Here is a 20279-nt window from a genome sequence, read left to right on the forward strand (position 1 = left end):
GAAATCCGTGCGCAAGTTCCTCGTCCTCCTCTTCATCGTCGCCCTCGTGGCCTCGGCATGCTCCGGTTCGGGCAAGGCCGTGGCGACCGTCAATGGCGTTCCGATCAGTCTTGCCGAAGTCGGGGAGCTTGCTCCGCCGAGCGACACCATGGACACCACGACGTTCAACGACAACCTGAGAAACCTCATCGTCGAACAGGTCGTTCTGCAGGCCGCAGAGCAAGAGTGGAGCATCACGATGGACTCCGGCGCCATCGACGACCGATACGACGAAATGGTGAATTCCATCGACGGCGATATCGATGAATACCTCTCCGGCAAGGGTGTCACGACAGCGACGCTTCGTCATGTCGCGATCCAGCAGGTGCTCGGCGCAGCCATCGACGAGCAGCTTTCGGCTCAGATAGGACCGATCTCCGATGAAGACCTGCAGAACGCCTACGAGGGAGCCAAGCAGGCCCAGGCCAACGTGTGCGTTCACCACATCCTCGTCGACACCGAGGAGGAGGCGAACGTCGTGATCGATCGGATCAATGCAGGCGAGACCTTCGAAGATGTCGCGGTCGAGGTCTCGAAGGATCCGGGATCCGGTGAGCAGGGCGGCGACCTCGGTTGCAGAGCTCCTTCGGCCTACGTACCGACGTTCGCCGACGCCATTCTCAAAGCGCCCGTCGGGGAGCTGTACGGACCGGTCGAATCGGAGTACGGGTTCCACGTGATCAGGGTCGATTCACGTGATGTCCCCGCATTCGAGGAGCTCAAGAGCCAGCTCGAAGAACAGATCAAACGCCAGCAAGGCGCAGCGTTGTTCACCGACTGGATCACGAGCAAGCTCGACGCCGCCACGATCGAAGTCGAGTCCAAGTACGGCACCTGGACGGGAGCGCCCGACTACACGATCAGCCCACAGGCCTGATGGCCGGGCAGATCACGGTTGCCGGCCTCGGTCCCGGCGACCTCAGTCGGGTTGCCGGCCGGGCAGCCGAGATTCTGCTCGACCCGTCGCGGACGGTCATCGTCCGCACGCTCGAGCATCCCGCTGCCCGTCAACTCGCCGACCTGCGACCCGTGGAGGTCGCCGACGACCTCTATGAGGCCGCCGCCGATTTCGATGAGGTGTACGAGCGACTCGCACGGCGTGTCATCGAGGCTGCGGCAACCGGCAACGTCGTGCTCGCACTCCCGGGCAGCCCATCGATGGCCGAACGGACGACCGGCTTGGTTCTCGAAGCCGCTCAGGCCGCCGCCATCTCTGTCGAGGTGCTGGCGGGAGAGTCGTTTCTGGACCTCCTCGCCGCCGAGGTCGGCATCGACCTGCTCGGTGTCCAGATCCTCGATGGACGAGACTTGCCCGACCCGCTGTTCCTGCACCTTCCGACGGTGATCGCCCAGGTGGACGTGCCCATGGTGCTCGCCGATGTGCGGGACCGTCTCCTCTCGGTGCTTTCGGACGACACCGAGATCGTCGTGGCACGGGACCTCGGGACGGCCGATACCGACATCGCTCGTGTGCCGCTCAGCGGACTCGACACGTCGATGGCCGGCTTGCGTACCACGCTCTATCTCGAACCCGGACCGGCCGGCTGGCCGGGGCTGATCACCACGATGCGACGGTTGCGCCGCGAGTGCCCTTGGGATCGGAGCCAGACACACCATTCCCTGGTGCGGAATCTGGTCGAGGAAGCCTACGAACTCGTCGACGCGCTCTCGGTGCTTCCGGTCGAAGCTCCCGGCGGGGAACCCGACTACGGGGCCTACGCAGACGTCGAGGAGGAGTTGGGCGACGTGCTCCTGCAGGTCGTGTTCCACACCGTCATGGCGAGTGAGGCAGGGGCCTTCGACATCGAAGACGTCGCCGAGGTGCTACGGCGAAAACTCGTGCGCCGCCACCCGCACGTATTCGGAGACGTCGAAGTCGCCGGCGTCGACGAGGTGCTCCGCAATTGGGAGGAGATCAAGCAGGAAGAGAAGCAGCGGACGTCACTGATGGATGACGTTCCCGCAGGGTTGCCGGGGTTGGAGCGGGCCGCCAAGATCCAGCGGCGTGCAGCGTCGGTTGGTTTCGACTGGAACAACGTCGAGAGCGTCGTCGACAAGATCCGTGAAGAGACGGCAGAACTGGAGGCGGTGCTCACCGACCGGACGGCAGCCGAGGACGAACTCGGCGATCTGCTGTTCTCGGTCGTGAACCTCAGCCGGCACCTCTCCCTCGACCCGGAGGTCGCCGTGCGCAGGGCCGTCGATCGATTCGCGGCCCGGTTCCGATGGATGGAGGAGTCGTTCGACATGAGTGGTCGAACGCTCGAAGAGCTCGACACGATGTGGGCCGCGGCAAAGGCGGCAGAAAAGCACGAAGCGGAGGCAGCAGATGACTAGATTCAGTCCACAAGGAGGGCCGATGAACACCACGATCAGCGCGGTGAAGGCCCGTGAGATCCTCGACTCCCGGGGAAACCCGACCGTTGAGACCGAGGTGTTCCTCGCCGGCGGAGCATTCGGCAGGGCGGCGGTTCCCTCCGGAGCATCGACGGGGGCGCTCGAAGCGCACGAGCTTCGAGATGGCGGAGACCGCTACGGCGGTAAGGGTGTACTGCGGGCTCTCACCAACATACGTGACGAGATCGCACCTGTGGTCATTGGCCGCGATGCGACCGATCAGGAGGGGCTCGATCAGTTGATGATCGACCTCGACGGTACCCCGGCGAAGTCGCGGCTGGGAGCCAACGCCATCCTCGGCGTATCGATGGCTGTGGCGCGCGCCAGTGCGGGAGCGCTCGGCCTTCCGCTGTTTCGCTATCTCGGCGGGACGAAAGGCAGGGTGCTTCCAACGCCGTTCCTCAACGTTCTCAACGGCGGTGTGCACGCGGCCAACTCGGTCGACATCCAGGAATTCATGCTCGTTCCCGGCGGAGCGCCGACGTTCCGTGAGGCGTTGCGGGCAGGAGCCGAGATCTACCACACCCTCAAGAAGGTGCTTGCCGCCAAAGGACTCGCCTCCGGCGTCGGAGACGAGGGAGGGTTCGCTCCCAATCTGCCGCACAACCGCTCGGCGATCGAGTTGCTGGTCGAAGCGATTGGCGCGGCGGGCTACACGCCCGGCGAGGACGTCGCAATCGCCATCGATTCGGCGGCGTCGGAGATGTACCGCGACGGCGCCTACGTGCTGGAAGGGCGCAAACTGACATCGGTCGAGATGGTCGACTACCTCGAGGGCCTTGTCGACGAGTTCCCGCTCGTCCTCGTCGAAGACGGTCTCGCCGAAGACGACTGGGATGGATGGGCGGTCCTGACCGAGCGTCTCGGCGAGAAGGTCCAGGTGGTCGGTGATGACATCTTCGTCACCAATGAGGAGATGCTGCGCCGTGGGATCCGTGAGAAGGTCGCCAACTCGGTGCTGATCAAGGTGAATCAGATCGGCAGCCTGTCGGAGACGCTGCATACGATGGAGACGGCGGAGCGGGCCGGGTATGGGCGCATGATCAGCCACCGTTCCGGCGAGACGGAAGACTCGTTCATTTCGCACCTGGCGGTGGCGACGAACGCGCTGCAGATGAAGTCCGGCGCCCCGGCTCGTGGTGAGCGCACCGCGAAGTACAACCAGTTGCTGAGGATCGAAGAAGAGCTCGGCGATAGCGCACGCTACGCCGGCTGGTCGTGGATGGAGCGCTGATGACGAGGGGATCGCGCGTCGCCATCCTGGCCGTTGTCGGCCTGGTCGTGGTGGGCGCGGTCCTCGTGACGAACGTCCTGCCCATCCGCAGTCTGGTGGCGGAGCAACGGCGCGTCGAGCTTGCCCGCGAACAGCTCAGCGCACTGCAGGAAGCGAATGCGCGTCTGCAGGCGTCCGCCGAGTTTCTCTCCTCGGACGCAGGTGTAGAGATGGTCGCTCGGCGCGATTTCGGACTGGTTCGACCGGGTGAGACCGCCTACGTGGTCGTCGACCCCGACGACAAAGGCTTTACGCCCGAGGTGCCGAAGACGGCCGTGAAACCCGAGCAGCCGCGGCCGTGGTGGCAACAAGTCTGGGATTTCGTCACCGGTCACGATCTGACGGGATGATGGACGACCAGCAGGTGGTCGCGCTGCAACTGGAGCGCCCGCTGCGTGCCGCGGTCGAGGTCGTGTACCGATGCCCGCTTGGTCTGCCGGTCGTCATCGCCGTGCCACCGCTGCTCGACGACGGGACACCGTTTCCCACGCGCTACTGGCTGTCCTGTCCCGCTGCACTTGCTCGTGTCGGCAGGATCGAGTCGGCGGGCGGAGTCAGGGCGATGGACCGTCGCATACGTCACGACACGGCGTTCGCAGCCGCGATGGCCGACACGAACCGACGCTATGCGGCCGAACGCGATGCGTTGATCCCCGACGAGGTGACGCCTCGACCGTCCGGCGGCGTCGCGGGCGGTTCAGGAGGCGTGAAGTGTCTCCACGCCCACTACGCGGATCATCGCGCAGGCAACACCAACCCGGTGGGGGAGCTGGTCGCGCCGTGGGTCGAGCCGCTCGACTGTACCGAGCCGTGCGTGATCGAAGGACCCGACGGTGCCGCGGCGGTGAACCCAAGGTGGTCGGAGCCGCGCTGAGCTGTCGGCGGCACGCGTCACATTCTCGCTCGCTGCGTTCTCACCCGTTCTCGTGACGGCTGCGTGGGATCATTCCCGTGAAGCGTCGCGAGAACGGATCGATTGGTTCGCAGGCTGCCGGCTCAGAACCCGGCGAGAACGAAGAACATGGCGCCCTGGGGGTCGGTGATCCCGGCGAACCGCCCCACGTCGGGGATGTCCCTCGCTGCGACGTCGACCGTGCCACCTGCGGCGACAGCCTTCTCGAGCGTCTCGTCGGTGTCCGCGACGGCGAAGTAGACGTCCCAGTGCGGCGGGACCGAACCCCACTGCTCCTTGATCTGCATCAGCCCGGCGACGGGCCGTCCGGCGAGGTTGAAGGTCGTGTACGGGCCGTCCGGCATCTCCTCGGTGTGGGTTGTCACCCCCAGGACGGCCGCGTAGAAGTTCTTTGCTGCATCGACGTCATGCACCTGGAGTTCATTCCACGTGCGGGTTCCCGGCTCGTTGGCGAGCATCGCGCCGAAGTGCTTGCGCGGTTCCCAGAAAGAGATGAACGCTCCGGCGGCGTCTCTGACGATCGTCATGCGGCCTGCGTCCTCGACGTCGAACGCCGGGAGCAAGATGGTCCCGCCCGCGTCGGTCGCCATCGCAGCCGCCTCGTCGGCGCTCGCCACGGTGATGTAGGTGATCCAGTGCGGGGGAGTGCCGGCTTCGCGTTGCTCAGGTCCCATCTGGAACAGCGCGGCGACCGGCTTGCCTCTCAGCAGACACATCGTGGAGGCGCTCTCCTCGCCTGCCGGCTCGTCTTCATACGACCACCCGAAGATCGCCCGGTAGAAGTCCTTCGCCCCCTGGAGGTCCGTGGTCGCAAGCTCGACCCACGATGGCGTACCGGGCGGGTAGGACGAGAACTCGGCCATGACATCCTCCCTGCGTCGACTCAGGATCCCGCCGAGTGACGCGTGGCGCGCGTCTCGACGACTGTGCATCACCCGGCAGGTTCCCGACTCCAACCTACCCGATCGGCCCGGCGAATCAGGTGGAGATCGTGGCTCGCAACCGCGCCCAGGTGACCGCGAGGTCCTCGGGGAGGACTCGGGTGTCTCCGACGGTGGTCATGAAGTTCGCATCTCCCGACCAGCGGGGCACGAGGTGGAGATGGAAGTGGCCCGGCACGCCGGCTCCGGCCACCCGGCCGAGGTTGGCGCCGAGGTTGTAGCCGTCAGGGTGCATGGCCGTGTCGATGGCGTCCATGGCGCTGCCGAGGAGCCGCCAGACGTCCGCCTGCTCGTCGGCACTCAAGTCGGCGGGTCCCTCGACGTGGCGGAACGGGGCCAGCATGACGTGACCGGTCGTGTACGGGTACCGGTTGAGCACCGTGAACCCGAACGATCCCCGCTCGAGGATCAGTGCCTCCTCGTCGGCGCCGGCGGGCAGCCGGCAGAAGAGGCATCCATCGGCATCGGGTTCGCCGGCGGTGGCGATGTATTCACTTCTCCAACCGGCCCACAGCATGTCCCAGGGCATGATCGGAGGCTACTCGCTCCCTCGAAGACACTGCGAACCCTGGGCTCGTAGGTACCCTGAGGGTACCCCTGAGCCCAGGGTTCGCAGATTGTTAGCCTCTTGTCATTGCCCGGGTGACGAAACCGGTAGACGTGGCGGACTTAAAATCCGCTGCCCTTGAGAGGGCGTGTGGGTTCGATTCCCACCCCGGGCACCAGGAGGCACCACACATGACCGACGATCGCGACGACGCCTACTCGCGTGCGGCGCGCCGGTACGACCGTTTCATCGGACCGCTCGTGCGCCGGCTGCGCAGCATCGGTCTCGAGCTGTACCCACCCCGGCCGGGGATGACGGTGCTCGATGTCGGCTGCGGCACGGGGGCCCAGCTCGCCACATATCAGCAGGCAGGCTGCCGCGTGTCGTGCGTCGATCCCTCCTCGGCGATGCTCAGTGTTGCCCGGCGACGGCTCGGCGACGGAGCGGACATCCAAGAAGGAGACGGCACCGTACTTCCCTACGAGGACGGGACGTTCGACCTCGCCACGATCTCGTTCGTGCTGCACGAGCTGCCGGCCGCCGACCGCGTGGCCATCGTGGGAGAGATGCGAAGGGTCCTCAAGCCCGAAGGGCGCATCCTGATCGTCGATTTCCTGCCAGGCCCTTACCGAGGGATCAAAGGACTCCTCGTGCGGTCCGGGATCGTCGCCATCGAGTTCGGTGCCGGAGGTGACCACTGGCGTAACCACCGGGACTTCCTCGCTCGCGGGGCCGTGGCGGCGCTGGCCGACGCGCACCACCTCTCGGTTCGCGAGCAGCGGATCGCCGGTGGGGGAACCATCGGCGTGTCTCTGTTGGCTGCCGGCTGAGTCTCCTACTCGCGCAGCCGGGGGTTCAGCGTGTACGTGCCGGTGGTCGAGGCGCTTGCCAGGACGTGGCCATCGATCGCCTTGCGCACGTCCACGCCGGTGAACGCACCGTCGACGGGCACATGGTCGACATCGAGCGCATACGCGGTGAAGACGTAGTGGTGCACGAGTGAGTCGTTCCACGGGGGGCACGGCCCGTCGTATCCGTAGTAGTCCCCGCCCATGTCCTCATCACCGGCAAACCAGTTCGTGTAGTCGTTGATGCCGTGGCGACCGAACGGCGCCGCCGGCTCCTTGCCGCGAGGCACGACACCGTCGGAGCAGGAGCCCTCGGCGATCCCGCCCATGTTCGGGTCGACGTCGACGAGGACCCAGTGGAAGAAGTCGGTGCGCGGAAGGTCCGGTGGCACCTCACGATCCTCTTTGTTGACGTCGTCGGGCTTGGTCGGGACGACGGGGTCGTGGCAGATCAACGCCAGCGACCGTGTTCCCTCGGGAAGATCCGTCCACGTCAGTGCCGGATTCCGGTTCGGTCCGAACGTTGCGTGCGTGTCGGGATGCGGTACACAGAAGGCGAAATCGCCGGGGATCGGATGACCGTCTTCGAAACTCGAACTGCTCAGTCGCATGAGATCACCTCCACGCCGGAGGCTAGCGTCGTCGCCGGTCGGGCAGGAACACCGATCGCGGCCCCTCGGTGAGCCCGGTTGAGCCCGTTCCAGTTGAACCCTGGGCTCAGGGGTACCCTATGGGTACCTACGAACCCTGGGTTCGCAGGAGTTTGATTGCTTCGACGACGAGGAAGATCGGGATCGCGACGGCGAACATGAGCAGCCAGTCGTTCCATCCCAGCGGAACGGTGTGGAGCACCTTCTGCAGGAACGGAACGTAGACGGCCGCGACCTGGGCGCCGACGGTCAGCACCCACGCCCCGAGTACCCACGGGTTCGTCCAGAAGCCGATGCGGTGCAAAGGTCGGCGCAGCGACCGGAAGTTGAAGACGTTCATCTTTTCCAACAGGATGATGCCGGTGAATGCCACCGTCTGGGCGGTGGCGATCGCCTCGGGACTGCGTCCCAGCGTGGCGAGATAGTGGTGGAAGAGCCACAGGGTCCCGACGCCGATGTAGCCCCCGAGTCCGAGGAGAAGCGCAGCGCCGTACTTGTTCAGAATCGGTTCTCTGGCTCCTCTCGGTGGCTGGCCCATGAGGTCTTTCGATCCCGGTTCGAGGCCGAGAGCGACGGCGGTCATGCCGTCGGTGACGAGGTTCATCCACAGAATCTGGACGGGCAGCAGGATCAGCGGTCCCTTCAGCAGGATGTTGACGAACACGGCGACGACTTCTCCCGTATTCGAGGAAAGCAGGTACCGGACGAACTTCTGGATGTTGTCGTACTGGCGACGCCCTTCTTCCACCGCTCCGACGATCGAAGCGAAGTTGTCGTCGGTCAGCACCATGTCGGACGCGGCCTTGGCCACGTCGGTGCCGCGCAGACCCATCGCGACGCCGATGTCGGCTTTCTTCAGGGCCGGGGCGTCGTTCACGCCGTCACCCGTCATCGCCACGATGTTCCCCTGGTCTTGGAGGTGGGTGACGATCCGCAGCTTGTGCTCGGGGGTGGTGCGTGCAAACAGGATGTCGTGGGTGAGGATCTCGTCGAGCGCCCTGTCGTCCATCGCGTCGAGCTCTCCACCGGTCACGGCGCGTTCGACGTGCATGCCGACATGTCGGCCGATCGCGATCGCCGTCTCCGGAGCGTCGCCGGTGATCATGATCGGACGGACTCCCGCGTGACGCGCCAGCGTGATGGCGTCGGGCACCTCGGGCCGCGGCGGATCGATGATCCCGACGACACCGAGCAACGTCAGGTGGCTCTCGACCTCGTCCTCGTCCAGTTCGATGCCGGCCGGAAGTAGCCTGCGTGCGAGGGCGAGCGTGCGTAGACCCTGCTCGGCGAGGGACCGGTACGCGTCCTCGAAGGCGGTGCGATCTTCGTCGGTCAGGTCCCGCTCGGTCGTCCCATCGAGGATCCGGGTGGAGCGCGAAAGGATCACCTCGGGGGCGCCTTTCGCGAAGGCGACGAGTCCTTCGGGCCGGCGCACCACGACTGTCATGCGTTTGCGGACCGAGTTGAACGAGAACTCGGTGACACCCGTGCCGCCATCGTCGGGATGCAGCCAGGCCTTGTAGGCGGCGACGATGAGGGCCGCCTCGGTCGGTTCACCGAGCTGACGCCACCCCGTGTCGGTCTTGGTGACTCGGGCGTGGTTGCAGATCAGGCCGGTTTCGAGAAGGGCGAGCAGGTCCGGTCGGGTCCGGTGGTCCAGCCGCTCACCGTCGGCACGGAAGTGCCCCTGCGGGTCGTAGCCCACGCCGGTGACCTGCACGGGGCCTGTCGGCATCCAGATCTGTGTCACCGTCATCTCGTTCTTCGTCAGGGTTCCGGTCTTGTCCGTGCAGATCACCGTTGCCGAACCGAGGGCCTCGGCGGCCTGAAGGCGGCGAAGGAGGGCGTGGCGCCTGACCATCGCCCTGATCCCGAGTGCGAGGGTGATCGTCACGACGGCGGGGAGGCCTTCGGGCACGATGGCGACGGCGAGGGAGACACCGGTGAGGAACATCTCGAGGAGGGGCTTGCCCAACAGGAAGCCGACGAGGCCGACACCGGCGGAGATGATGATCGAGATGACGCCGAGCTGCTTGCCGAGCACCGCCAGCTTGCGTTGCAGTGGCGTCGGTTCCTGGCCGAGGCTCTGGGTGAGTTCCGCGATCTTGCCGAACTGCGTGGCCATGCCGGTGGCGATGACGACGCCGAGCGCCCTGCCGTTCGTCACGTTGGTGCCCATCCACACCATGGAGGTGCGCTCCGCCAGGTGTGTGTCGTCGGGTACGGGGTCGGTGCCCTTGTGCACGGAGGCCGACTCGCCGGTGAGTGCCGACTCGTCGACCTTGAGGTTGAGACTTTCGACCAGGCGGAGGTCGGCGGGGACCTGGTCGCCGATCTCGAGGGCGACGAGATCGCCCGGGACGAGATCGGTCCTGTCGATCTCGATCGGCTGCCCGGCCCTGGTCACGTTGCAGGTCGGTGAGAGCATGCTGCGAAGGGCTTCGAGCGCCTGCTCGGCCTTCCACTCCTGAACGAACCCGAGCGCGCCGTTGAGTACGACGATGACCAGGATCGTGATGGCGTCGGCGACTTCGCCGACCACGAACGAGACCGCGGCGGCGATGAGCAGGATGATGATGAGCACGTCGGTGAACTGGCGTGCGAGCACCTGATACCGGCGTGCAGCGGGGACTTCCTGGATGCGGTTCGCTCCGTGCTGCTCGAGTCGGGCGGCTGCCTCGGCGTGGCTGAGGCCGTCTCGCTCGTCGGTGTCGAGTCGGGCAACGGCCTCCGTGGTGGAGATGGCGTGCCAGTCGGTCGCGGTCTCTGTGTCCATGCTGTGGCGGCGCAGGTTACCGGTTGTCGGTGGCAGCTCACGGACGTGCAGAACAATGCGGCCGCATGAGGTGGAATAGACGGCGTGTCGGCGAAGGCGACTTGGTGGCTTGGGTGCCGTAAAGTCTCCTCTCGTGAACGCGGCCCGATTCCTCAGAAGAACGGTGGCGATCGGCGCGCTCGGCGCCATTTCGGTCGTGTACTCGGAGGCGCTCTTCTGGGCGCGATGGAGACCCGACGACAGCGTGGGCGGATATCTGGTCACCTGGGCCGCCTACAGCCTGGTTGCCTTCTTCGCGCTGACCGCGATCGAACACTTCGGCCTTCGCGGCGCGCTCGGGATTGCTCTCGCCGGCGCGGTCTTTGGCTGGCTCGTCGAGGGAGCCGTGGCGGTGACGCTGTACGAAGACCTTCCGTGGAGCATCTCGTGGACCGCGCTCGCCTGGCATGAACTCTTCACCGTTGTCTTCGGTTGGTTCCTCGTTCCTCGAGCACTCGCCACGTGGCCGCTGCGGAGACTCATCCGCTGGTCGGTTCTGGTCGGGTCGGCATGGGGCATCTGGGCGATCAGCTGGAGAGTGCAAGACGGCTCTTGGACGTCCGTCTCGTCGTTCGGTCTCTTTGCGTTCGCTTCGGCTGCGGTGCTTGCCATGGGGTACGTCGTGTGGCAGCGGACCTACCTGCCGATGCGTCCTCAACGCTGGCTGATCCTTGGCGCAGCAACTCTTCCGGCCCTGTCCGCAGCGATCCAGGCGGGAGCGATCGCCGTCGTACTGCCCGTACTGGTCGGCGTGGTCGTCGTAGTGATGAAAACCGGGCGGGGAAATTACGAAGGGTCCGAACTCGTTCCCGAGGAGCCCATCCGGCCATCCGCATTGACGGCCCCGTTGATCGCCGCAGCAACCGCGGTGGTCGTATATGCGGCGCTGCAGTCCGCGAACGTCGTCTCCAACACTGCTGCGGTGTTCTATCTGCTCACGATGCCCGCAGGATTCGTCGTCCTGATCGCGGCCGTGTCGCGGGTACTCAAGGGGCTGAAGGTGCCCTGAACGTTCCCTGCCTGGACGCTGATGCGGCGCCTATCATCTGTGAAGGTTCAGATGTCCGATCACACACAGGGAATCAAGAGGGACGTCGCAGAGGTCAAGTTCCTCGTTCACGACCTGCGCGTCGAACGGTTCATCGATGACGTCATCCACTTCCACGTCGGACTGGACACCGATCTCGAGCTGTATTCGATCAAGGACCTCGACCTGCCGACAGGGGAGGACCTGCTCGCCCTCCGAGCGAGAGCCGCCGAGCTGCGGGCGGCGTACAACGAATACAGCGAGGTGGTACGGGGCTTTGCGGAGCCGTCGGTGGTGCTTGCGGTTGGCAACGAGTACATCCGGCTGATTCACAGCCTCTGTGAACTGATCCTGCATCCTCTCTGGAGCCACATCGAAGAGGCGATGGCTCTGCTCCCTGCCGAGTCCAGGACCGTGCGGTCGCGAAGTCACTACCGCAACACGATCCGCTGGCTGTGCGGGGTGTACTACCGGATCGAGCACTTCTGGGCGGAGCAGCGCGATGAAGACGTCAACGAGGTCTTCGACGTCGCGGGGGACATCGAAGACTACGTGCGCAACGTGATCTATGGGTATGTGACCGAGAAGAGCTCGGCGCGTGTCGAGCTGGAGATCGGGGACCTCGATCCTGCGGTCGTGAGCGGCAACCGGTTCAGATTCCGGCGCATGTATTTCAACCTGATCATGAATGCCGTCGATGCGATGGGAGACAAGAAGCTCGGGGTGATTCGCATCGACGAACGGACCGATGACGGCGAGATCGTGCTGACCGTTCGTGACGACGGATCGGGCATGAGTCCCGACAAGGTTCGCCAGCTGCTCACCGATCGTGAGACCCTCGACGGTGAGTTGCACTCGCTCGGGTTCGTGTTCGTGCGCCAGACGGTCGCCGACTTCGGCGGGCGGGTGTCCATCGACAGTGCACTCGGGAAGGGCACGACGGTCGCGGTTCGGCTCCCGTATCTCGAGGGCGTCCCGATTCCTCCCCGCAGAGGATCCCTCTGCAAGCAGTACGACATCGCCTCTGTCGAGGAGGAACGAGTGGCGACGCACCCGGTGAAACCGGTTCCCGTCGCCCAAGACACCGAAGGGACGTGTGGATACGAGATCTATGCCGATTACAAGCAGTCGGACTCGGATTATCCGGGGTGCATCTTCGCGATCGGTATCGCCGAGGACGGTCGTCTCGAGCTGTTCTCACACAAGCCGTACGAACGATTCTGGAATATCGGGCACGAGGACCTGCTGCCGATGTTCTATGAGGCGACGGTGCGCGGCCGTCTCGAAGAGAACGACGATCACGATCCGATTCTGATCCTCAAAGGGCCCCAGAGCGTTGCGGAGTACTTCGAGCTCAAGGAGATCCCCGTCGATGAGCGAAGCGCCGACGAGTTCGTCCGGATGGTGCACGACGAGCTGATTCGGATCGCCCGCAGGCTGATCGGCACGGGTCTTCCGGCGACTCTCGGAGTGCAGGTGGCCGGTCTCTCGAAATTCTTCCCGGAAGTCACCGAGCCCGAACCGTTCCCCCTTGCAACGCTCGCCGGTCGGTCCCTTTCTTCCCCCTCAGGGGGAAGTGGCCGAGGTGAGGAACGAGCCGAGGTCGATGGGGGTGTTCCCGAGCCGGCGGCGCCGGAACCACCAGGGGAAGGAACTCCGGTCAGAGCAGATCCTCGTACTGCTCCAGCGACTCGGGATTGACGAGCGCATCCTTGTTGGTGACCGGCTCTCCCGCGAGCGTCTTGCGGACGGCCTTCTCGACTTTCTTGCCGCTGATCGTGTACGGGATCGCGTCCACGGCGAAGATGTACTTGGGGACGTGGCGCGGTGAGGTCTCGGAGCGGATCCGGTCTCTGATCGCTCGTTGCAGCGCATCATCGAGGGTCGCCCCGTGTGCGAGCTTGACGCAGAGGACGACATCGACGTTGTCGGAGGTCTGATGTCCGACCACGATCGAGTCTTCGATCTCCGGCATGGTCTCGATCGCCCGGTAGATCTCGGCTGTTCCGATCCGCACTCCGGAAGGGTTGAGGGTCGTGTCCGAACGGCCATAGATGATCACGCCGCCCTGCGGGCGAATCTCGATGAAGTCGCCATGCGTCCAGACCCCCGGATACACGTCGAAATACGCCGAGCGATAGCGTTCTCCATCGGGATCCTTCCAGAACGACACCGGCATGGACGGAAACGGTTGGGTGCACACGAGTTCGCCCTTGCGGCCGATGTGGGGGTTGCCCTCCTCGTCCCAGGACTCCACCGCCATGCCGAGCGCACGGGCCTGGAGTTGGCCGCGTCGCACCGGCAGGATCGGAGATCCGAGGGCGAAACACCCGATGATGTCGGTTCCTCCCGAGATCGATGCGAGCTGGACATCGGATTTCACGTTCGCGTACACCCAGTCGAACTGGTCGGGATTCAGCGGCATGCCGGTCGAGCCGAGCCATCGCATGGCGGACAGATCGGCGATTTCGGCCGGCACGACGCCGGCGTTGGCGTTCGCAGAGAGGAACTTCGGGCTCGTGCCGAAGTGTGTGATCCCGATTTCCTCGGCGAGTTTCCAGAGGACCTCGAGATCGGGGTGGGCCGGACTGCCGTCGTAGACGACGATCGATGCTTCGGAAGCGAGCGCCGTCACGAGCCAGTTCCACATCATCCATCCGCAGGTACTGAACCAGAACACCACGTCGTCCTTGCGCACGTCCGAGTGCAACTGATGCTCGGACAGGTGCTTGAGCAGCGTGCCGCCGGCTCCGTGGACGATGCTTTTGGGAGATCCGGTCGTGCCCGACGAGTACATGATGAGCAGCGGATGATCGAAGGGGAGCTGAGCGAAGCGCGGTTCGGTCGCATCTCCGGATGCGAGCTGCGACCAGGTCATCGTCGGCACCCCGTCGACGCTCCATGGCTCGCCCACGAAGTCGATGAGGATGAGCCGTTTCAGGTCGGGAAGCTGTGCGGTCACCGCCCGCACCGTGTCGGCGAGCATGTGGGTCTTGCCGTTGTACCGGTAGCCGTCTGCGGTGATGAATACTTTGGGTTCGATCTGCCCGAACCGGTCGATGACGCCGAGCGGACCGAAGTCGGGTGAGCACGATGACCAGATCGCACCGATTGCAGCGGTGGCCAGCAGCCCGACCACAGCGAACACGGAGTTGGGGATGAGCGCGGCAACACGATCTCCCGGTCCCACACCCAGTGCCTCGAGGCCGGTTTGTACCCGGGCGACTCGACGTGCGAGGTCCGCCCAGGTGATCCGTTCGAGTGTGCGTCCCTCTCCCGCGGCGTAGACGGCGACGGCGTCGTCGCGCCGGCGCAACAGGTTCTTCGCGTAGTTGAGCCTCGCATCGGGAAACCACTCCGTCCCCGGCATGGCCTCACGCCCGATCGGCCGGGACGGCGGGACCGACGCGGTGACATCGGCGAACTCCCAGACCGCCTGCCAGAACTCGCCCCTGTTGGAGACGGACCATTCCCACAGTTCGTCGTAGCCGGAGGGACGGTTGGGGAGCCGCTGCATGAACTCGTACAGACGGGTTTCTTCAGGATGCGATGGTTGCCAGATGACTTCGTCCATGGCGCGGGATGCTAACGGTTCGATTCCTTTCGAGCTGCGCGCCGGATCGTCCGCTCGACCATCGCTTCGAGGTATGCGGAGGCCGACGCGTGGCCGCGCAGCGCCTCGGTGAACGTGTAGTGCAGCACGCGCGCCACCCAGAGTTTGAACAGCAGCCTTCTCCAGTCGCCATCGGATGCATCGAAATCCGGGAGCAGCCTCAGATAGGTCTCGTACCATGCGTCCTCATCCATGAACGCGACGGTTGGGTATTGCCGTGCTGCCCGCATGCCGTAGGCGACTCGTGTCGGCAGCGCATCGAGCAGGTCGTCCTGACGCTGCGACCAGCCGGATGCGAGCAGCGGGAGCGTCGCGTCGATGTCGTAGCCGATCTTGGTGGCGATCGCCTCGGTCGCGGGCCGGGTGGGTTCCATCACGTGGGGCGTCCCTACCGGCACCGACTCGTGCCGGAGTGCCTGCACGGCGGCGAAACACTCGACGAGCATGGTGCTGAGCTCTTGGAGGCCACCGTACAGCCGGTGCTGCTTGCCCGACGCGACGTAGGTTTCGTACAAGCGCCGTTCCTGCTGGACCATGGCGAACGTGTAGAGCGTGTCGACGCCCCAGTCGCTCTGGGCCAGGACACGATGATCCGACGCAAGACCTTCGGCGGCCTCACGGGTGAGCAGCAGCTCACCGCCGAGGGGCTGTCCGATGCGGGGAAGCTCGGTGTCCGGCCACAGGACGGCGAAGCCGATCCGTGTGATCATCCAGGTGATCATGGCGTCCGTCGAGGCTCTCGGGAAGGAGTGCCGGACGACGTCGAACCCGGCGTCCGCCGCCTGCTCCGCCTGCTCGATCCAACCCGCATCGAAATTCGTGATGTCGGCGTCGTAGAAGTGCAGACGTTGCTCGTCCGATTGCTCCAGAAACGCGAGCAGGGCGGTGTTCATCGCGTCGCCCTTGCCCGGCCGCAGCGACCCCACGCGACGCTGAAGGATCACCGTGACGTCCGCCCGGGAGACGGCGGGGGCCATCTCGTCGATTGCGTCGAACGTGGCGTTGCGGCCGAGTCCGACACACGTCACCTCGGCGACCCTGGGGTGGGAGGCGGCCAGGAGAACGTTTCGGGTGACCACCTCGGGGTCTTCGTCCTTGAACGGGAATACGACCGTACTCACTGAGTGCACGATACCGCTTCGCCGGATGGAAGGCCCTGGTCGCCGCGGCGTCGTGTTCACACGGACGGACCACGGATCGTGGCAGAATCAAAGCCACAAGGAGGGTTTATGGCCGAGTACCCCGTCGAATTCGAAGTCGATGCCGTCTTGCGAGACGGTGGTGTCGTCCACATCAGGCCAATCACGCCGGACGACAAAGAGCTGCTTCACGATCTCTTCGAGAGCATGGGGCAGAGATCCCGGTACTTTCGCTTCTTTCAGGACAAGGAAGATCTGTCGCCACGAGAGCTCGAGTACTTCACCAACGTCGACTACGACAACCGGATGGCATTCGCGGTCCTGCTCGACGACAAGATGATCGGGGTTGGTCGCTACGACCGGGACGAAGACGATCCCTCCCAGGCCGAGGTCGCCTTCGCGGTCGTGGATGCGCACCAGAACCGGGGAATCGGAACGCAGCTCCTGCAGTTGATGACCGCCTACGCGAGGACCATGGGCCTGGAAGGGTTCAAGGCGCTCGTCCTTCCCGACAACGTCCAGATGATTCGGATGTTCCGCCATTCCGGGTACCAGATCGAACGCACCATGGAAGAGGGCGTCTACAGCGTCACCTTCCCCGTCGCGCAATCCGAAGGAACCCGGGCCGCAGAGGAGGAACGTGAGAGGCGGGCCATCGCCGCATCGCTGAACCCCATCTTCTACCCGCGCTCGATCGCCGTGGTCGGCGCGAGCCGCAAGGAAGACTCGATCGGTGGGCGGCTGTTCCACAATCTGTTGAGCGGCAGGTTCTCCGGTCCGATCTACCCCGTGAACCCGGCTGCGACGTACGTTCACTCGGTTCGGGCGTACAAGAGTGTGGTCGACATCCCGGACCCCGTCGACCTCGCGTTTCTCGTCGTACCCGCGCCGCTGGTCATCCCGGCGGTGAAGGAGTGTGCGGACAAGGGCGTGCGAGGTCTGGTGGTCATCTCCGCCGGATTCTCCGAGGTGGGTCCCGAGGGAGCCAAACTCGAACGTGAACTCGTGGAGACGGCGCGAGCTGCCGGGATGAGAATGGTCGGACCGAACTGCATGGGCGTGCTCAACACCGATCCGAGGGTCGCCGTGAACGGGCAGTTCTCTCCGGTGTTCCCGCCCGCCGGCAATGTGGCCATGTCGAGCCAGTCCGGTGCGCTCGGAATCGCGATTCTGGACTATGCGGTCCGCAACAGCATCGGGATATCGTCCTTCGTCTCGGTCGGCAACAAGGCCGACATCAGCGGCAACGACCTCTTGCTGTATTGGGAAGGCGATCCCAACACCGACGTGATCGTCCTGTACCTGGAGTCGTTCGGAAACCCGCGTCGCTTCGGCCGGCTTGCCCGGCGCATCGCTCGCAAGAAGCCGATCATCGCTGTGAAGTCCGGCAGGACGAAGGCGGGAACTCGGGCCGCGAGCAGTCACACCGGGGCGCTGGCCTCCGTGGACGTCGCGGTCGATGCGCTGTTCCATCAGGCGGGAGTCATCCGGACGGCAACGCTCGAGGGACTCTTCGACGTGGCGATGCTCCTGGCAAACCAGCCGATTCCGAAAGGGCGGCGCGTGGGGATCGTCACCAACGCGGGAGGACCGGGCATTCTCGCCGCGGACGCGCTCGAGTCGAACGGGCTGGAGGTGCCCGAATTCTCCCCCGAACTGCGCGCAAAGCTCGCGGAAGGGCTGACTGTCGATGCTTCCACCCGGAATCCCGTCGACATGATCGCCGCCGCCGGTCCCGCCGAGTACCGCCACAGCATCGAGACGCTGCTTGGTTCCGATGAGGTCGATTCGCTGATCGTCAGCTACATCCCGACGACTCCTGGTGGCGGACCGGCGATCGCCGAGGTCGTCCGAGACGCCGGAGCGCAATACAAAGGGGACAAGACGCTGCTCTCGGTCTTCATGTCTGCGGAGAACCCTGCCGAGCTGCTTGCAGACGAGCGTGTCAGGATCCCGACGTACCAGTTCCCCGAGGCGGGCGCCGTGGCCCTCGCCAGGGTCATTCGCCACGGCGAGTGGCTCGTCAAACCGGAGGGGACGGTGCCGGTGTTCGACGATGCACGGCCCGACGATGCACGGGCGGTCGCCCGCAAGGCACTCGAGCGTTTCGGAGACGATGGGGGGTGGCTCGACCCGCCCGAGGTCGACGAAGTTCTCGGTGCATTCGGTCTCTGCCTGCCCGCTTCGACGGTTGCGACCACCCCCGATCAGGCCGTCAAGTTCGCCAAGGGGTTGAAGTCGCCCGTGGCGATGAAGGTGATCTCACGTTCGGCGGTCCACAAGTCCGATTTGGGCGGCGTCGTGCTCGACGTTCATGGCGACAAGGCGGTGCGCGACACGTTCCGCCGATTGATGGGGTTGGTCGAGGATGCCGAGGGGGTGCTGGTCCAGAAGATGATCGAGGATGGTCTCGAGGTGCTGGTCGGTATGACCGAGGATCCGGCGTTCGGGCCGCTCATCGTGTTCGGGATGGGTGGCGTACTGGTCGAGTTGGTTGGCGATGTCGCCTTCAGGATCAACCCGGTGACGGATCTCGAGGCGGCGGAGATGGTGCGTTCCATCAAGTCCGCCAAGTTGCTCGAGGGCTATCGCTCCTACCCCCCTGTCGACGTCCCTGCCCTCGAGCAGGTCATCCTGCGGGTATCGGCGCTGTCGGAGGCGGTTCCGGAGATCTCGGAGATGGATCTCAATCCGGTCAAGGTCCTCGCTCCCGGCAAGGGGATCGCAATCGTGGACGCCCGGATTCGGGTCATGCCGGTGCAGCCTGGATGGACGCCGGAGTTGATCGACCTGCCAGGACTGACGAATCCGGTGAAGTGACAGCCGGGTACGGGTACCGCGTGGGCACCGGCAACGGTCTTCCACTATCGTTTCGGCAATGACCAAAATAAGAAATGAGGTGTATCGGGCGCTCTCGGATCCGACCCGAAGACGGATCCTGCAACTGCTGCGACAGCGTGACATGACTGCAGGTGAGCTCGCCGAGCACTTCGAGCTGTCGAAGCCGACCATGTCCGGCCATTTCAACGTACTCCGAGACGCCGATCTCATCCAAGGAAGCAAGGTGGGGAGAACAATCGTGTACCGACTCAATGTCTCGGTTCTCGAAGAGGCCCTCCTCGCGTTGCTCGACCTGTTCAACGTTGTGAGGGAGCCATGATCGACAAGCGAACGATTCGAGCCGGGCTGCTTTGGAGTCTCTTCGTGGTCGCGGTCATGTTTGCCGTCTCGATGTGGGCCTGGGGAAAGCTCCCGCCCGGGTCACAGATACCCGTGCACTTCGGGCCCGACGGAACACCCGACCGGTACGGGTCCAGGTTCGAAGGGCTTCTGCTCCTGCCGCTGGTCACGATCGGGGTCGCGTTGTTGATGGCTGCGCTGCCGAAGATCGAGCCGCGAAGAACGAACCTGCTCCAGTCTCAGAAGGCGTTCGTCGCGTTCTGGGTCGTGATCATGATGGTGCTTGCGGGTGTCCACGGAGCGGCGGTGGGCAACGCCGTCGGCTACGAACTGAACATGATGATCATCGTGTTGATCCTCGTCGGGGCGATGTTCATGGTGATTGGGAATTTCCTCGGCAAGCTCAAGAGCAACTTCACGATGGGGATTCGCACACCGTGGACGTTGACGAGCAATCTGGCGTGGAACAAGACGCACCGACTCGCAGGAAAACTCTTCGTGCTGCTCGGTGCGCTGATGATCGTCGGAGGCTTTATCGGCCGGCCGATCGTCATGGTGTGGCTGGTGATCGGCGGCACGATGGGGATCATCGTGGTCTCCCTGCCGTACTCCTATGTCATGTGGCGATCCGACCCGGACAGATCCACACAGGGCCGCGAAGAGGCGTGATCAGCGGCCGACCGTCTCCTCCCCCAGGAGGCCCGTTTCCTCCCCCAGGAGGCCCGTTTCCTCCCCCAGGAGGCCGTCAGGCCGACGTTGGGGGAGGTGTCCTCGGCGCTTTGGCCGAGGGCGGAGGGGGTCTTGCCGAGCGTTGGGGGAGGTGTCCTCGGCGCTTTGGCCGAGGACGGAGGGGGTCTTGGGTTGGGTTTGTTCCGCCTCTTCCGGCTGGCGCCGGCC

The 20279-nt window shown here is 64.8% G+C and carries 17 protein-coding genes and 1 tRNA gene; 12 read left to right on the forward strand and 6 right to left on the reverse strand.

The genetic code is table 11. The annotated features are described in order from the left end of the window. Window positions 1-7: 7 nt before the first annotated feature. Genes GWP04_02820 through GWP04_02840 form a run of 5 tightly spaced genes read left to right on the forward strand, consistent with a single transcriptional unit; the run spans window position 8 to window position 4583 of the window. Window positions 8-916, forward strand: a complete 909-nt coding sequence (locus GWP04_02820) for a hypothetical protein (protein ID NIA24483.1) — start codon at window positions 8-10, stop codon at window positions 914-916. Next, on the forward strand, window positions 916-2376 hold the full coding sequence (gene mazG / locus GWP04_02825) for a nucleoside triphosphate pyrophosphohydrolase (GenBank protein NIA24484.1): 1461 nt from the start codon (window positions 916-918) through the stop codon (window positions 2374-2376). The genes GWP04_02820 and mazG overlap by 1 nt, the downstream gene beginning before the upstream one ends. 22 nt (window positions 2377-2398) lie before the next feature. Further along, window positions 2399-3670, forward strand: coding sequence for a phosphopyruvate hydratase (locus GWP04_02830; GenBank protein NIA24485.1), 1272 nt, complete (start codon window positions 2399-2401; stop codon window positions 3668-3670). Next, window positions 3670-4059, forward strand: a complete 390-nt coding sequence (locus GWP04_02835; GenBank protein ID NIA24486.1) for a hypothetical protein — start codon at window positions 3670-3672, stop codon at window positions 4057-4059. Before GWP04_02830 ends, GWP04_02835 begins: the two co-directional genes overlap by 1 nt. Next, window positions 4056-4583 (forward strand): DUF501 domain-containing protein, encoded by a 528-nt coding sequence (locus GWP04_02840; GenBank protein ID NIA24487.1) that lies wholly within the window; start codon window positions 4056-4058, stop codon window positions 4581-4583. Before GWP04_02835 ends, GWP04_02840 begins: the two co-directional genes overlap by 4 nt. 122 nt (window positions 4584-4705) lie before the next feature. On the opposite strand, the gene GWP04_02845 is transcribed toward GWP04_02840, so the two are convergent. Next, window positions 4706-5554 carry a VOC family protein gene (locus GWP04_02845; protein NIA24488.1) on the reverse strand — a complete coding sequence of 283 codons (849 nt, stop codon included), beginning with the start codon at window positions 5552-5554 and terminating at the stop codon, window positions 4706-4708. A 46-nt stretch (window positions 5555-5600) separates the two neighbouring features. Then, on the reverse strand, window positions 5601-6080 hold the full coding sequence (locus GWP04_02850; protein NIA24489.1) for an HIT domain-containing protein: 480 nt from the start codon (window positions 6078-6080) through the stop codon (window positions 5601-5603). 119 nt (window positions 6081-6199) lie between these two features. Between GWP04_02850 and GWP04_02855 the strand changes: the two genes are divergently transcribed. Together GWP04_02855 and GWP04_02860 are read left to right on the forward strand one after the other, a co-directional pair. Beyond that, window positions 6200-6288 (forward strand) — tRNA-Leu (locus tag GWP04_02855). Window positions 6289-6301: 13 nt separating this feature from the next. After that, the gene (locus GWP04_02860; GenBank protein ID NIA24490.1) at window positions 6302-6940 is read left to right on the forward strand and encodes a methyltransferase domain-containing protein; all 639 of its coding nucleotides are present in this window, start codon (window positions 6302-6304) and stop codon (window positions 6938-6940) included. A gap of 5 nt (window positions 6941-6945) precedes the next feature. Here GWP04_02860 and GWP04_02865 read toward each other — a convergent pair whose 3' ends face one another. Next, on the reverse strand, window positions 6946-7569 hold the full coding sequence (locus GWP04_02865) for a YbhB/YbcL family Raf kinase inhibitor-like protein (protein NIA24491.1): 624 nt from the start codon (window positions 7567-7569) through the stop codon (window positions 6946-6948). A 127-nt stretch (window positions 7570-7696) separates the two neighbouring features. Continuing rightward, on the reverse strand, window positions 7697-10384 hold the full coding sequence (locus GWP04_02870; protein NIA24492.1) for an HAD-IC family P-type ATPase: 2688 nt from the start codon (window positions 10382-10384) through the stop codon (window positions 7697-7699). A gap of 133 nt (window positions 10385-10517) precedes the next feature. Between GWP04_02870 and GWP04_02875 the strand changes: the two genes are divergently transcribed. Next, window positions 10518-11432, forward strand: coding sequence for a hypothetical protein (locus GWP04_02875; GenBank protein ID NIA24493.1), 915 nt, complete (start codon window positions 10518-10520; stop codon window positions 11430-11432). A gap of 51 nt (window positions 11433-11483) precedes the next feature. Beyond that, window positions 11484-13151 (forward strand): hypothetical protein, encoded by a 1668-nt coding sequence (locus GWP04_02880; protein ID NIA24494.1) that lies wholly within the window; start codon window positions 11484-11486, stop codon window positions 13149-13151. On the opposite strand, the gene GWP04_02885 is transcribed toward GWP04_02880, so the two are convergent. Beyond that, window positions 13111-15024, reverse strand: coding sequence for an acetoacetate--CoA ligase (locus GWP04_02885; GenBank protein ID NIA24495.1), 1914 nt, complete (start codon window positions 15022-15024; stop codon window positions 13111-13113). The genes GWP04_02880 and GWP04_02885 overlap by 41 nt on opposite strands. Window positions 15025-15035: 11 nt before the next feature. Next, entirely contained in the window at window positions 15036-16184 is a 1149-nt protein-coding gene (locus tag GWP04_02890; GenBank protein NIA24496.1) for a hypothetical protein, read from the reverse strand. Between the two features lie 108 nt (window positions 16185-16292). Between GWP04_02890 and GWP04_02895 the strand changes: the two genes are divergently transcribed. Genes GWP04_02895 through GWP04_02905 form a run of 3 tightly spaced genes read left to right on the forward strand, consistent with a single transcriptional unit; the run spans window position 16293 to window position 20051 of the window. Next, window positions 16293-19022, forward strand: a complete 2730-nt coding sequence (locus GWP04_02895; GenBank protein ID NIA24497.1) for a GNAT family N-acetyltransferase — start codon at window positions 16293-16295, stop codon at window positions 19020-19022. A gap of 58 nt (window positions 19023-19080) precedes the next feature. Beyond that, window positions 19081-19362 carry an autorepressor SdpR family transcription factor gene (locus GWP04_02900; protein ID NIA24498.1) on the forward strand — a complete coding sequence of 94 codons (282 nt, stop codon included), beginning with the start codon at window positions 19081-19083 and terminating at the stop codon, window positions 19360-19362. Next, entirely contained in the window at window positions 19359-20051 is a 693-nt protein-coding gene (locus GWP04_02905; GenBank protein NIA24499.1) for a DUF1648 domain-containing protein, read from the forward strand. The genes GWP04_02900 and GWP04_02905 overlap by 4 nt, the downstream gene beginning before the upstream one ends. The last annotated feature ends 228 nt before the right edge of the window (window positions 20052-20279 follow it).

The sequence above is a fragment of the Gammaproteobacteria bacterium genome (assembly GCA_011682695.1).
Classification (GTDB): domain Bacteria; phylum Actinomycetota; class Acidimicrobiia; order Spongiisociales; family UBA4744; genus BMS3Bbin01.